11 protein-coding genes are annotated in these 13,959 nt (G+C 57.1%); all 11 read left to right on the forward strand.

The genetic code is table 11. The annotated features are described in order from the left end of the window. Nucleotides 1–14: 14 nt before the first annotated feature. The gene (locus CMUST_RS16940; protein ID WP_052844524.1) at nucleotides 15–5,837 is read left to right on the forward strand and encodes a tape measure protein; all 5,823 of its coding nucleotides are present in this window, start codon (nucleotides 15–17) and stop codon (nucleotides 5,835–5,837) included. 1 nt (nucleotide 5,838) lies between these two features. After that, the gene (locus tag CMUST_RS04410; RefSeq protein WP_047261498.1) at nucleotides 5,839–6,612 is read left to right on the forward strand and encodes a hypothetical protein; all 774 of its coding nucleotides are present in this window, start codon (nucleotides 5,839–5,841) and stop codon (nucleotides 6,610–6,612) included. Continuing rightward, a complete protein-coding gene (locus CMUST_RS04415; RefSeq protein ID WP_052844525.1) occupies nucleotides 6,603–7,496 on the forward strand; it encodes a hypothetical protein in 894 nt (297 codons plus the stop codon). The genes CMUST_RS04410 and CMUST_RS04415 overlap by 10 nt, the downstream gene beginning before the upstream one ends. After that, the gene (locus CMUST_RS15825) at nucleotides 7,493–8,563 is read left to right on the forward strand and encodes a hypothetical protein (RefSeq protein ID WP_052844526.1); all 1,071 of its coding nucleotides are present in this window, start codon (nucleotides 7,493–7,495) and stop codon (nucleotides 8,561–8,563) included. The genes CMUST_RS04415 and CMUST_RS15825 overlap by 4 nt, the downstream gene beginning before the upstream one ends. 11 nt (nucleotides 8,564–8,574) lie before the next feature. Next, entirely contained in the window at nucleotides 8,575–9,813 is a 1,239-nt protein-coding gene (locus CMUST_RS15830) for a hypothetical protein (protein WP_052844527.1), read from the forward strand. 16 nt (nucleotides 9,814–9,829) lie between these two features. Beyond that, a complete protein-coding gene (locus CMUST_RS04430; protein WP_047261499.1) occupies nucleotides 9,830–10,240 on the forward strand; it encodes a hypothetical protein in 411 nt (136 codons plus the stop codon). A gap of 77 nt (nucleotides 10,241–10,317) precedes the next feature. Then, on the forward strand, nucleotides 10,318–11,814 hold the full coding sequence (locus CMUST_RS15835) for a glycoside hydrolase domain-containing protein (RefSeq protein WP_052844528.1): 1,497 nt from the start codon (nucleotides 10,318–10,320) through the stop codon (nucleotides 11,812–11,814). A gap of 2 nt (nucleotides 11,815–11,816) precedes the next feature. Continuing rightward, nucleotides 11,817–12,305 (forward strand): hypothetical protein, encoded by a 489-nt coding sequence (locus CMUST_RS15840; protein ID WP_052844529.1) that lies wholly within the window; start codon nucleotides 11,817–11,819, stop codon nucleotides 12,303–12,305. Between the two features lie 17 nt (nucleotides 12,306–12,322). Further along, nucleotides 12,323–12,766, forward strand: a complete 444-nt coding sequence (locus CMUST_RS15845) for a hypothetical protein (protein WP_052844530.1) — start codon at nucleotides 12,323–12,325, stop codon at nucleotides 12,764–12,766. Beyond that, on the forward strand, nucleotides 12,759–13,112 hold the full coding sequence (locus CMUST_RS04455; RefSeq protein WP_047261500.1) for a hypothetical protein: 354 nt from the start codon (nucleotides 12,759–12,761) through the stop codon (nucleotides 13,110–13,112). The genes CMUST_RS15845 and CMUST_RS04455 overlap by 8 nt, the downstream gene beginning before the upstream one ends. Before the next feature lie 375 nt (nucleotides 13,113–13,487). Further along, complete coding sequence (locus tag CMUST_RS04460; RefSeq protein WP_047261501.1) at nucleotides 13,488–13,931, forward strand: GNAT family N-acetyltransferase; 444 nt, start codon at nucleotides 13,488–13,490, stop codon at nucleotides 13,929–13,931. The last annotated feature ends 28 nt before the right edge of the window (nucleotides 13,932–13,959 follow it).

A 13,959-nucleotide genomic window follows, 5' to 3' on the forward strand; every position in this document is an offset into this window, starting at 1 on the left:
TGGGGTGAGGGTGTATGGGTGCTGAACTCGGCGTGGGCTATATTTCGATCGTGCCTGAGGTGTCGAAAATCAGCCCGGGCATTGCTAAAGCCTTGGGCGATTCGGCTGCGCAGGCTGATCCGGCTGGCCGTAGCATTGGTGAGAAACTGTCGGGTGGTTTGGTTACCACGCTGAAGGCTGGTGCGCTGGCTGGTGGCGCGGCTGCTGGTGGTGTGCTGGCGACGGCGATCACCAAGGGTTTCGGACGTTTGACCGGTATCGAGAACGCGCAGGCTTCTTTGCGCGGTCTTGGTCATGACGCCCAGTCTGTTCAGACCATCATGGATAACGCCCTCGCCTCGGTTAAGGGCACAGCTTTCGGGTTGCAGGACGCGGCGCAGGTGGCGGCCCAGGTTGTTGCTGCTGGTGTGAAACCAGGCCAGGAGTTGGAGCAGGTTCTGAAAACTGTGGGTGACACGGCACAGATCGCTGGTGCCTCCATGGGTGAAATGGGAACCATCTTCGGATCGGTTGCGGCGCGCGGCAAGCTTCAGGGCGATGACATGCTGCAGCTCATGTCTCGTGGTGTGCCCGTCTTGCAGCTTTTGTCGGCTGAGATGGGTAAAACCTCGGCTGAGATTTCCGACATGGTGTCTGCGGGCAAGGTGGACTTCGCCACCTTTGAGGCAGCTATGCGTAGAGGCATGGGCGGTGCCGCCCTTGAAGCTGGAGAGACGTTCAAGGGCGCTGCGGCGAACGTTGGTGCGGCACTGGGCCGTTTGGGTGCCACGGCGCTGACGCCGTTTTTTGACGCGACCAAGACGGGTATGAATTCTGCCACTGAGGGTATTGATGCACTGAATGCGAAGATCAAGCCTACGGCGGAGCGATTGGCGTCTTTCATCACTGGCACTGTTGTTCCTGGTTTCGAGCAGGGTAAGGCCGCCCTGGAGGGGTTTGCGAAAAGCCCCGAATTCCAAAGTGGTTTAGGCCAGGCGAAGGGGCTTTTGACCGACTTTACTGGGCTGGCCAAGGAGCTGGCACCGACTGTGGTTAACGTGGGCTCGGCATTAGGACAGGCGTCGGCTGCGTTGGGTGTATCCTCGTGGGATATCTTCGTAGCTACGTTGAAGATTGCTGGTTCTGCTTTGCATTCTGTTGCAGGGCCGTTGGAGTCTGTGAGCGGGTTTCTTTCTGACCATCCGGGGCTTGTGGCCGCAGCTATTACCGCTTGGACGGGTTTTAAGACCATCCCTGGAATAGTGGATCGGGTGGCGTCAGTCATCGGGCCACACAAGGAATCCTTGGCTGGTTTGGCTAGCGGGGTTAGTGAGCTTAAGGATTATTACGCTGGCACGGGGCGGCAGATTAGCACGTTTGGTGCCACTATGCAGTATGCGGCGACGTCTTCTAATACGGCGTTGGCGGGCATGGCCACGGCGTATACCAATGCGGCTAATTCGGGTGAGAGCTTTGCTAAGACTACCGGTGTGGTTGCGGCGGGCATGTCCGGCATGCGGTCCGCTGTAGGCGGAGTTCTTAACTTGTTCGGCGGCCCCTGGGGGTTGGCTTTTATCGCAGCCGGCGCTGCGATCACTTCGCTTTCTTTAGCTAATGATCGGGCTACGGAAGCCCAGGAGCTCCTGGCTACGTCCGCATCGCGGGCGGCTTCCGCACAGGTCGAGCTTATGGCCGCAGTCGCAGGTACGACGGGTGCGCTTAATGATCAGGCTACTAAAGCGGCGGAGCAATTCGCGGAGGCGTATACGGCTAAATTCCTCGCCGTGGGTGAAGCCCTAGATGGGTTTATTTCTAAAGACCCGACGAAAACCTTCAGTGAGCGTATGCAGATGACCGGCTACGAGCTGGCGAAGCACGATCAGGAGCTGCAGGCTACCCGTGAGGCGTACGACCAACTCAAGGCGTCTGGTTCTGAGTTTGGTATCAAAATCGGTGACATCGGCAAGGTTGTTGCCGAAGGCGGAGATAACTATAAGGCGCTTATCGCAGATCTGCGTGAATCCGGTGAGGCGGGTGTTCATGCGGCAGACAAGTTAGAGGCCACCCGGGCGGAGTTGGACCGCATAATTGAGGCGGCTCGCAGGGTAGATCCGGCTGCTGCGCAAGCAGCTGCGGGCATTGATGTTTTGGGTGATTCGTCGTCCTCGGCGGAAGATAAGTTGAAAGCTCTGGAATCCGTCTTACAGGCGATGGGCTTGGCACCGAAGGACGCTGAAAAGGCCATGATGGACGCAGCCGCTTCGGTGGACGAGATTGTGGCTAAGGCGGAGGAAGCGTCACGGCCGTTAAACGAGCTGGGTGAAAACCTGGGCGATATTGGTAACGGGAAGCTAGACCCGGCTAATGCGTCTGCGCGTGATTTAGCTGCGGGGTTGAACGAACTGCGGGAGCAGCTGGTGAATGTCGCTGTAAACGGTGGCGACATTCAGGGCGCTTTCGACAATATGCAGCCTGCATTGGACGCGCTTGGGCGGGAATTCGGCTTGACGTCGGAGCAGGTGGCCAAGCTGGCCGAGTCCTACGGGCTGGTGCCCGATGTGATCGAAACGGCGGTTAAGGTCGAAGCAGGCAGTGTTTCGGCGGAGCTTCTGGAGGTGTACGCGGCGCTGCGTCCCCTCGAAGAGGGGGCGACCGTTGAGGTAAGCGCGGTTAGCGATCAAGCCCTTCGGGTTTTGGAAGACCTTGGCATCAAGGTGGAGGAAACTCCGGACGGCAAGAACATTGTTTTGACCGGTACTAATGATGATGCTTTGGCTAAGCTCTTGCAAACGTCGAATGAAATGACGCGCGTTCATGAACAGAAGGTGGAGCCGAAGATCAGCGTAGACAATACTGCGGCGATATCCGGAGTGAATAAAGTCATCGCAGCACTGACCAGCATTCCCGCGACTAAGGTTGTGTCGATCGTCGCTAACCGAATTGGGGACTGGTTTACCGGGTCGAGTTCGTCTCAACCTGGCCGTGCTTTTGGCGGCCGCCTGCCTGAGACGGGGCCTGGTACTGACCGGGTTGATGGGTTCCTCGGCGTAGACCACCGGGGTATGCCGATAGCCCGTGTTGATGCAGGCGAGTGGGTCATCAACCGCCGTTCGTCGGCAAAATATGACCGTGAGCTAGCCGCCATCAACCGAGGCACATTCCCGAAGATCCCCGGCTACGTTAACGGCGGTATCGTTACCGCCAGGGAGATCGACCGATATGCTCACGGTGAAGCGGTTCGGGGCGCTAAAGCCTCACGGTCGCTGGAGGGCTCGCCGTATGTGTTCGGCGGGGTTAACTGGGGCGACTGCTCCAGCACTGCGGGACAGCTAGCTAGCTTTGCTATCGGTAAGCCCACAACTGGGCGTGTTTTTGCGACCGGTACGCAGCGGGCTTGGGCGGATAAGAACGGCTTTATTCGCGGTATCGGTGGTAACGGCACGTTCACCATGGGTTGGCTGAATGGTGGCCGAGGCGGCGGGCACACGTCAGTAACTGTACGAGACCATAGCGGTATCACCAGGTCGTACGAGATGGGCGGAGGTCGTGGGAATGGCCAGATCGGCGGGCGGGCTGCTTCGGCGTCACACCCGCAGTACACCGACCACGCGTACGTCCCCCTTGCGAAAGACGGAGGTGGGGCACCGGGTAAGGGTGCGGGTGCGGGTGATTTCGTTGCCACCAGCGTGGACGGGTTCGTTACAGGCGGTGGCCGGAGTGTGTCGTTCGGTGAGGCCAGCAACCTCTACGAAGACGCGCTGAAACACATTAAACGCGTTGGTGTATTCGACACCGGCGGTATCCTGAATCACCTCGGATTGGCGTTTAATGCGTCTGGACGTCCGGAGCGTATCCTCGACCCGGATATGACTGTGGAGTTTGAAAAAGCCCTGAAGGTCATACCGGAGTCGGCGCGGAGCCTGGATAAAACCGCGAAGGTGTACGAAAAAATCGCCGTATCTGAAGGGCGAACCTTCGGCGGGGAATTCATCAGCAACGCGGGCGTGGTTCGGGACGCGGAACAGGGCCTGCTGGAAACACGCCGGGCTGTGGCTGAAGAGCTGGAGGAAGTGGGCGAGAAGGAGCGGAAGCTCAAAGCAGCCCGCGAGGAGCTCCGGAAAATCGAAGCCGAGGGCAAAGGCGGGCTGACGAAGCAGGACCGGCGGAAAATCGCCGACGCGGAGGAAGCTGTCGCTAAGGCCCGTAAGAGCGGTAAAGCCGACAAAATCGCGGCGGCGGAGAAGCGGCTGGCTCGCGCCCGTGAAGATGTTGGTGACCGGCTGGAGAAATCGTCCGATAAGAACGCCAAGGCGGTTAAGGCGGCGCAGGAGAAGGTCAATAAGGCCACTGATGCGCTGGCGGATGCGCAGGAGAAGGCTGCGGATCAGGCCCACCGGCTGGAAGCGGCGGAACGGGCAGTCACCGCCTCGCGGTTTGTTGCGGTGCAGCAGATCATCGAGAAGGTTTCTGGTGGTATTTCTGCTGGGTTTACTCGGATTTCCGAGTTCCTCGGTGAAATGGCGAAGCTCGCCGAGATCGTGGAGCGCACCCGGCAGGAAGTCTCGAAGCTGCAGATGCAGCAGCAGACGAACGAAGCGGCGCGTATCAAGAGCCTTCAAGATTTACAGCTGAAGGAGATGGACACGCAGCGCACCCGCTATAGGGGTGTGTTGGCGATTCTTAAGGCTGAAGCTGAGGTTGAGAAGGCTCGTGGGCTCGCTGCGAAGCGGGGCTCTACGTCGATTGAGGCGATGTCTGGGGCGATGGACCGGTTCCGTCGTACCGGTGTGTTCTCTGTGGAGACGGTCGCACAGTCGGTGGTGGATAACTCGAAGGAAGTGCGGGCTGCGGAGTGGGCTGTTAAGGTCACCCGTGCGCAGACTGCTCTGGAGTCCTTGGAGGCTGCCCACGGGCAAAGGTTAGCGCAGCTAGCGGTTGCGGAGGCCACCCTGACGCAGGCCTCTGCGGCAAAGCTGTTGCATGCGCACACGGAAGCGCTACAGCAGCAAGCCCAAATGCTGTACGGGTTGTCATCGAATCAGCTGTCAGGTGCGTCTAAAGGCTTTAGTGGCATCGGCCAGGTTGCTGGCGGTGTGGGTACGTTCTTCGCAGGTCTGGCAGCTGCAGCGGCTGGTTTCGCCACGGCTGGGCCGCTGGGGGCAATCCCTGGTGTGCTCATGGCGTTCAAGGGGATCAGCTCCATCGCTAAGGGATCGATCGATATTCACACCAACCGTAAGGAGATCGGCGAGACGTGGGGCAAGCTCGGACATGGTGAGCGCGCCGCAATCGTTTTAGGGTCTCTCGGTGCGGCTGGTGGCGGTATCGCGGGTGCGCTGGCGACGGAGAAGTACGGACCCGAGGCTGCTAAGGCCGGGTCTGAGGTTGGTGCTGCGTTCACGGAGCTGACCCTCGGTTCCCTGGAGCACTCGATTAAATCCCGGATCGAAAAATCGGCACGCGACGCCGAGGACCGTATTAAGAAAATCCAGCTGGAGACCGACCAAAGTTCGCTTAAGTTGGCGTTGGATCAGGCGTCGGAGAAGTTGAAGCATGCGCGTGAGAAGGACCGCCTGGAAGCGGAGCTTGAGTATGCGAAACTTCAAGAGCTTCTGGTGAAGTCGGACTCGGAGCGGGAGAAGGCAGCGTTGCGGGCGGCTGCGGAGATTGAGAAGTCCCGAGCCGCGGCAGCTGCGACGGGTGCGGAGCACACGGAGCAGTTTAGGCGCATGAACACCTTGCTTGAGGAGCTGGTGCGGCTATCGAAAGAACCCCGACAGGCACAGTCCACCCCGGTTAGTGCTGCGTCGTCTCGTATCACGGGGTTGCAGTATGCAACATCGAAGTTAGGAGGTTAGCGTGTCGCGTAGGTGGCGGGTTAAATACATTTCACCTGATGGTACTAAGTGGGATCTAACGTCAGAGAGGTGGGTGGCTGGGCTGAAGGCCGGTGGTATCAAGGGGTTGGTTGGGAGTCTCGATGCGCAGGTTATCACGCCTATCGGCGGTGTGGGTCAGCGCGTGGTTGGCTTCCGTCCGGCCCCTAGGTCTGGGTCTTTGACGGTGCTTCTTCGCCCGTCGGAGCCGTTTTCTTTGCCTGATGTGTGGGTTGATTTCCGGTCGGGTTTCGTCGCGGGCCAGTACGGTTGGCTTGTGGTGAAAACCCCTTCTGGGGATTGGCATTTGCGGGTGCGCCCTGGTGGTGAGTTACCGGAGCCGGAGTATGACGATGCTGACGCTTCGGCTATGACGGTGGATATTCCCCTCATTAGTGATGAGGGGGTGTGGTGGTCGGAGGAAAAGGAGGCGTCGCGGGTGGCTTCGTTGGTAAACCCCGGGGCTGTGCCGATTTATCCGGTTATTACGTGGAGTGGAGCTGGTGGAGAGGTGACTTTGCCGTCCGGTGCGAGGTTTACGCTGCCCCGTACAGGGTCTGCGCGTGGTCTGTTTTTAGACCCTGCGGAGTCTTTGGTGGTTATGGACACACGGCAGGTGGTTGACCACGAGTTGTGGGCGGCGCTACGTAAGACCGCTTTGCCGGAGGGGGTTCCTCCAGGCTCAACGGGTCAGTATGTGCTACCTAATGGTGCTAGTTGTTTGTGGCGTGTGGGGGTGTTAGATCCATGGCGATGACGTTGACCGACTGGTTGAACCATAAGCGGCACAGGGATCAGGTCGCGGAGGATTCGGGGCAATGGATTGGGCTTTTCGATGATAATTGTGAGCCGTTATTTGATTGCCCGGAGCCGATGGAGGCTACCGCCCCGTCTACGAAGAACGCTCCTGCGGATGGGGCTTTTTCGTTCCCTATCCGGTCCCCTCGTGGGGTTGTCCACCCGATTGCTACTGAGTTGCTGTCTGACCGGCTAGGTAGGACGGATGCGCAGGGGCGACTAACGGTTATCCCCGATAGGCCTTTGTTTATTGGGTTTAAGCGACGTGGGTGCCCGTTGGTGTTTTTCGAGGTTACCCATGCGGTCGCTGAGGGAGAGGGCGAGGTTCCCTCTACGCTGCAGGTTAACGTGGTGTCGCTGTTGAATGTGTTTCGACGTATCCCGGCTATGTCGGCTCCTACCTCGTGGACAGGTGTGTGGCATACGTTTGAGCGGGATTGGGTTGGCCCGGCTGACGCTGCAGTGACGTTTAAAAAGCCCCGTGATCTGCAGGATATTAAGCTGGTTACGGTTGCGGACGGGGTGACCATTGAGGGGCCTGCTGATGTGGCTATAACCCGGCTGGTGCAGGAGTCGGTGACGGCGGCGTTTAAAGCTATGGGTGTTGCCGATGATGTTATTCATGTGGTGCCGGTCAACAGCCCAGCTCCCTCGTCTCCGCATGTGTTGATTCGGCCTACGGATCAGTCGCTGTGGGAGACCTGTGGGGCGTTGGCGCAAAGCGCTGGGGTTCTTTTGTCCGCCCATATGACGGTTCCGGGTGAGGATTCACACCCGCTGGACCGGTCGTTTGCTAAACCCACCTTGGTGGTGCGGGCGCAGCAGCTGGAGGTACAAGCGTGATTCGTACGGATGTGGTTTTGTACGCGTCTGGTGGTGAAATGACGGTTGGTCGTCGTGTGGCCACACATGTGTATGGGGCGTTTGAGGTGGTGTTGCCGGAGGGGCAGGAGCAGCACTCTTCGGTGGTTGATCCTCGTATCCAGAATGGGTATATTTGCCGACCGTTTAAACCCGTCGCGCCGGGTCGGTTTAATTTCGGTTTTGTTCGGGCTGATGTGACGCTGAATTTGCAGTCTCAGTCGTCTGATTTGGAGCGTGTGGTTGATGCTGCGCAGGAGCGGGTGTCTGGTGACGTGTTCTTTGAGCGTGATATCGGTGTGGAGGGCCTAGGTCGTTTTGTCCCTACCCGGCATTTTGACGTGGGGGATACGGTGTCGGTTGCGGTGTGGGGTCTGCGGGTTCCTGCGGTGGTTACGGGTATTGATGCGGTGTCGGATGCTGAGTCCGGTTTGTTGGCGTGGAGGGTGCATGTGGGTGGCCAGCTGGTGAGTGATTTGGATGCGGTGTCGGCTAATAATGAGCAGATTCGTAGGCAGATTGCTCAGGAGCGGGCGCAGCGGTTGCGTGAGGCTGGTGCTTTGAGTACCAAGGTTGCGTCTGTGGAGAGTAAGGCCGAGGAGGCCGAGTCTAAGGCTGCGCAGGCGGGTGAGAGTGCGGAGGCTGCAATGCGGCGGGCTATTGCGGCTAATACGGAGGCGTCTGCGGCTAATGCGAGGGCGATTAGGACGAATCAGTTTGTGTTAAGCGGTATGCCCCGGTTGCTGCATATTGACACTAATAAAACGAATGCGTTTACCAGTTCGGCGGGTGAGCTGAACAACGGTGCTGATTTTGGCTATTTGTTGTGGACAGGTGGCCTGTTGTCTCCGCAGGGGGAGGTTACTTTCACTGCGACTGGGGCGTGGACCGGGGCTATTTTGATGCATGCGGTTACGGGGGATGGTTATTCGGATGTGACGACTGCGTTCATTACCGCTGATACCCGCAGCCACGTTTCTATCGCCGGGGCGCTTTTTCAAAATTATAAATCTGCGACGGTGTGGATTTTTCCGAATCCTACGGTTTAGGAGGTGTGTGTGTGAAAAATATTGTTTTTGATGTTCGGGATTTCGGTGGGCAACCGCATGCGGATGATGTGCTGGTGCTGTGGTCACCGGATTTGCGTGGGTCGGTATCGCGTCCCGATGGGGTGGTGGCGCCGTATGTGCGTCGTGTTCCGATTAGTGGCGGTTCGGCGCGTGTTGCGGATGTGGAGCCGGGTAGGTTGTGCGTGCGTTTGGAGCGGTGTCATGCGGGTGCCACGGATATTGTCACTGTGACGGTTCCGTCGGGTAGCGGTGATGTGTCTTTCCGACAACTGTTGGAGGCCTCGGTGCCTTATGAGGAGCCAGTCATCACACGCGTTTCGGAGCTCGCAGCTACCGCGTCAGTCGCAGCAGATAGGGCGCAGCGCGACGCAGAACTTGCGTCGTCGGCACGCGGCGCCGCTGTGGCGACGGCTGCTGCTTCTGCCCGGGATACGGCAAACGCGATCAGGTCCGAGATTAGTGGGCTGTCGGAGCAAGCGCGTCGGGCCTCTGAGTCGGCGGGGACGCATGAAACCCGGGCCCGGGGTCATGCTGACCGGGCAGCGTCGGCTGCGGCTGATGCTGTGGCTCGGGCGGTTAACCAGTTGAAGGGGGCCGCACCTGCCGCGTTTGATACCTTGGCGGAGATCGCGGATCGTATCAAGGCTGGCGGTTCTCTTGAGTCGGAGCTTTTGCGAAAGATTGCGGAGAAGGCGTCGAATGCTGATTTCCAGACGCTGAAAACGCGGGTGGATCGTCTGGGTATTTCCGCTGTTTCGGGTTTGGTTTCTGCGTTGGCAGGTAAGGCTGATGCGTCTCATAGGCATTCGGCCTCCGATCTTACGGAGGCTACCCCTAATGTGATTCATAACTGGTTGGTGAAGCGTGATGCTGCGGGGCGTGCTCAAGTAGCGGCTCCCGCGGGATCAACAGATATCGCTAATAAGGGTTATGTGGATGCTAAACACATGGTCCTAGGGCCCGCCAGCGGAGGTTCAGGTGTTACTGCTAGGAAGACCGGGCGTCTGGTGATGGTGCGAGTTGAGGGTGCTACGGCGGGAAACAAGGGGACTCTTCCGGCCGGTTATAGGCCTATTAGTACTGTTGATTTTTTTCTTACGAACCCTAATAGCCGGTCCTATCCGGGGTGGTGCAACATTCTCACGGATGGGACGGTTTTTGTTAATTTTTCAAATTCGTCGGGCTCTAACAGCGGCTACGGCGTTGTTACTTACATTTCGGATAGTTAGAAAGGGGGCTGTTTTTGTGATTTCGCAAATTAAAAGCCAGATAGAGCGGCTTTCTACGGGCGCTATCGGTGAGCTGGTGGGATGGCTGCTTACGTATCACGAGGATCGGGTTAATCGTGATCGGTTTGCCCCTCAGGCGGAGGCGGAGGCGATCCGGCAGTTACAGGAGGAGGGGAAGTTGGAAATGCCCGATGCTCTGAAAACCCCGCCACGGGATGTGGAGGATGCACCCGAATGGCAAAACCCGGTGCAAGGCGGACGGACTCATCTGCACCAGTGTTACCACTCCGGCGACATTGTGCAGCACGACGGCAGGTTGTGGAAATCCGTGTATCCGCATCTCAACCATGAGACTCCTGGTGAGTCTGAGCTATGGGTGCAGATCGAGCCCGCCGCGGCAGAAGAGCCCTCGGAGCACACCGAGTAAAACAAGCATCAAGAAAGTTTTCAACCCCAGCAATAATGCTGGGGTTTTGTCATTGAAGGGAGAAAAATTTGCCGACAGTGATCGATTACTCTGCCGGGGTGCCGCCCGCTGCGACGGTCGCACACGCGGGCCATATCGGGGCAGTCCGGTATGTATCACCACCTCGCGCGGGGGCTGAATGGATGCGTGGTAAGCCGATTCACCCACCCGAGGCGCATGACTATCATCGCACCGGGTTGAAGTTGGCTTTCGTGTGGCAGTACGGCAAGGAAGCTGATGCGGATGTGTTGCGTGGCTATGAGGGCGGTAAGGCGGATGCGCGTGCCGCGCAGAAGCAGCTAGATGAGCTTGGATACAGTCAGCAACCGGTGTTTTTCGCGGTTGATTTCGACATCACCCTAGCCCAGTGGAATGACGTTGCGGTCCATTATTTCCGGGGTGCTGCTGAGGTGCTGGGAAAAAACCGGGTTGGTATCTATGGACACTCTCGTGTGTGCCATTGGGCGGGCCCTGATGATGGTGTGGTGGCGCAGGTGGCGCCGGGGCGGTGGCTGTGCTGGGTGACGCGTGCGTGGAGCCGTGGAGAGCGTGGTGATGGCTATGCGGTGTTGTATCAGCACACGCTGGATGTGCCGCTTGCTGGTGCTGATCTGCGTATTGATGTTTCCGATGTTTTACACGATGAGTGGGGGTGGCGTCCGCTGCCAGCCCTGCAAGAACAACCGAAGGAGGTTGTCGTGCCTGACCAAGGTTTTGATACGGATCGCCGTGACGTGATCACGTTCGGTCGGCCAACTGCGGGTACTAAGCGCATCATCATTACGCACACGTCGGAGAATAACTTTGGTACTCCGGCGTTGAATGTTCTGAATTATCAGGCGCGTATGCGTAATGGTTCGTATCACCGCATGATTGATGAGGTGAACGGGGTGGCCAATATTTTGCTTGCCAATTCCGATGACTGGCAGGTGTGGGCTACTGGCAATAAGGGTAATGACATTGCGCTGCATGTGTGCGTGATTGGGTGGGCGAAGACTACTCGTGAGGAGTGGCTGGAGCACCCTGCGTTGTTGTATGCGTTGGCGCGTGTGTATGCGTTTTGGTCGCGGAAGTATGACATTCCGTTGCGAAAGCTATCACGGGAGGAACTGGCTCGTGAGGAGCCGGGCGTGGCTGGGCACTTGGAGGCTCAGGTGTGGGGGAATACCGATCACTGGGATCCGGGGTATCACCTGCCGTATGACGTGGTGCTGGAGATGGCACGCAAGATTAACAGCGCTCCTGCTGCTCAACTGGAGCGTGAAGATACATTTATGGAGGCAATTATGAGCAATAAGATTCAATCGCTGATCAACCCGGAGAAGGAGTTCGACGCTCCGTTTTTCTTTGGTCTGCAAGACCGCATGGCGTGGGAGAACCGCAAGCTCTTAGAGGGTTTGTATGGCGTCCTTGGGCTTGATGCGGAAGCGACCATTGCGAACGCGGTTGCTAATGATCTTGCTGGGATCCCATTCGCGGGTGCTGTGCCAGCAGCCAAGAAGGCAGCACCCATTTCTACTCGGAAGGAGAAGTAATTATGGCTAAGCATGTGAAGGTTTTCGACGACGCCTTTAACCAGGCTTTAGGGGACGCGTTTGAAAGTGTACTCGCGGAGCAGCCGTGGGTGATGCGACGGAAGGACTCGTTGACGGCGGCGTTGGGTACGGTGCTGCAGGTGTTGAACCTGCTTGTGATGCTGGCGGGCGAGTGGCCACTGTGGGCACACATAGCGCTCGGGGGTGCTATCGGCATCGTGCAGATCGGTATCCATGCGCTAACCCCAGGCTCTGTCACTCCGAGCCAGCAGGCGCGTATCCGTGAGGCAGCCCCAAGCATTAAGTTGCCGGGGCCTGCTGAACCGCAGGATGCTTTGAATATGCTGGCGGGTATCGTTGAAGCGGTTAATTCTCATCGGCGTCGGGAGTTTGGAACCGAGGGTTTCGGCTCGGATGCGACTCATGCTGAGGCGGGCTCGAGTATTGATAATTTGCGTCGGTCTGGTGCGCAGCCGGTAGGCGACGTGTGAGGCTAAGGAGGCTGCTTATGCCTATTGAGCATTTGCCTCCTCGGTTTAAACCTGCGGCGTATCGACTGCGCGCGGCGTTGATGTCTGATGCTGCGGCGATGTTGATTGCTGGGGTGATGGCGCAGGCTAAGGGGTTTACATATCTTGCTCGGCCTGCGTTTTATCACCCCGCCGAGTCGTGGGTTGAGCTGCATACGTGGGCAATCATCTGGATTATCGTGGGATCAGCGAGCGTGTTCTCGGCGATGATCCCACGCACGTGGTTCGCGTCGCTTGCTTTCGGCGCTATCGTCGGAATGAATGTTTTATGGGGTTTGTCGTATGCCTGGGGGTCGATCATTAGTGATATGAACCTGTGGGCATCGGCGATTAACCATTGGGGCATTTCGACTTTGGTGGTGTGGGCTGTGTGGCGCGGGTCGCGTCAGCATATTCGGTTTGAGGGAGGGGCTAGTGAATGAGTATGTGACTGCGATTCTGACGTCTCCTGCGAATATGGTGATCGCTATTATCACTGCGATATCGGGCTATCTTGCGGTTCGGCAGAAAGCGAAGGCGGATAAGTATATCGCGCGTGGCCCTGATTGGGATGCGTTTGCGGAGCATCAGAAGGGAATGATTGATTCTCTGCGGTTGCAGGTGGAGGATCTGCAGAAGCTTTATCAGGAGCTGAAGGAGGAATTGGCTGCGTGGCAGAAGAAGTATTGGACTGCGATTCGGCATATTCGGACTGTGCATGATAAAAATCCGCAGCTGCGGGACTCTCAACCAATCCCCGAAAACATCGCTGACGATGTTGAGCTTTGACATCGGTAAGCGGTATTAACCCCCTCGGTCGTGTTCTGGATTTCCAGGGCTAGGTCGAGGGGGCTCTTTTTTGTTTTGGCATGATCTTGGCACGTAGCGCTAAACTAACTTACCAAAGCCGCGATTATCTGGGTTTATTTGTTTATTTTGTGGATACCCGGCGGCTCCACAAATTGGAAATCCCTAGTCGGTGGTGGCTAGGGTTTTCCTGTTGCGCATTTTCAATGCGATAAAGGGGGTTGTTGGAAACAACGAAAATACTTGGTGTTCCTTAAGTCGTTTGCGCAGGATGGACTAGCTTGAGGGATTGCCGTGTGTTTTGGGTAAGGGGGAAGCAGAGTCAGAATAATCTAGATAGATCACGGAGAACTTTCGGTGTGGATATTTGAAGTCACAGAGAACAAAAAGCAATATTTGGAACTACTACTTCTCGCCGATGAGCAAGAGAACATGATTGACAAGTATCTTGATCGAGGAAACATGTTTGTCCTTGAAGATGACGGCGTAAAAGCAGAATGTGTTGTTACTGATGAAGGAAACGGAATTATCGAAATAAAGAATCTTGCAACGCTTCCTGAATTTCAAGGAAAAGGATATGGTAGGGCATTAATTGAATTTGTGGCTGTGAAATATAAGGCTGAGTTTTCAGTACTACAGGTTGGAACTGGTGATAGCCCTCTAACACTAGGTTTCTATCAAAAGTGTGGTTTTGCACCATCGCATGTGGTGAAAGACTTTTTTACAGATAATTACGACCATCCGATAGTTGAGGACGGAGTGCGGTTGGTGGACATGATCTACCTGCAAAGACCGCTTTGATATTTTGGCTTGAGGAACTTAGCTCGTG

It is taken from the genome of Corynebacterium mustelae, assembly GCF_001020985.1.
Lineage (GTDB): Bacteria > Actinomycetota > Actinomycetes > Mycobacteriales > Mycobacteriaceae > Corynebacterium > Corynebacterium mustelae.

What these genes read in the sequence shown, in the direction of transcription:
- CMUST_RS16940 (WP_052844524.1), top strand. Translation starts at nt 15, where the DNA reads ATGGGTGCTGAACTCGGCGTGGGCTATATTTCGATCGTGCCTGAGGTG.
- CMUST_RS04415 (WP_052844525.1), top strand. Translation starts at nt 6,603, where the DNA reads ATGGCGATGACGTTGACCGACTGGTTGAACCATAAGCGGCACAGGGAT.
- CMUST_RS15840 (WP_052844529.1), top strand. Translation starts at nt 11,817, where the DNA reads ATGGCTAAGCATGTGAAGGTTTTCGACGACGCCTTTAACCAGGCTTTA.
- CMUST_RS15845 (WP_052844530.1), top strand. Translation starts at nt 12,323, where the DNA reads ATGCCTATTGAGCATTTGCCTCCTCGGTTTAAACCTGCGGCGTATCGA.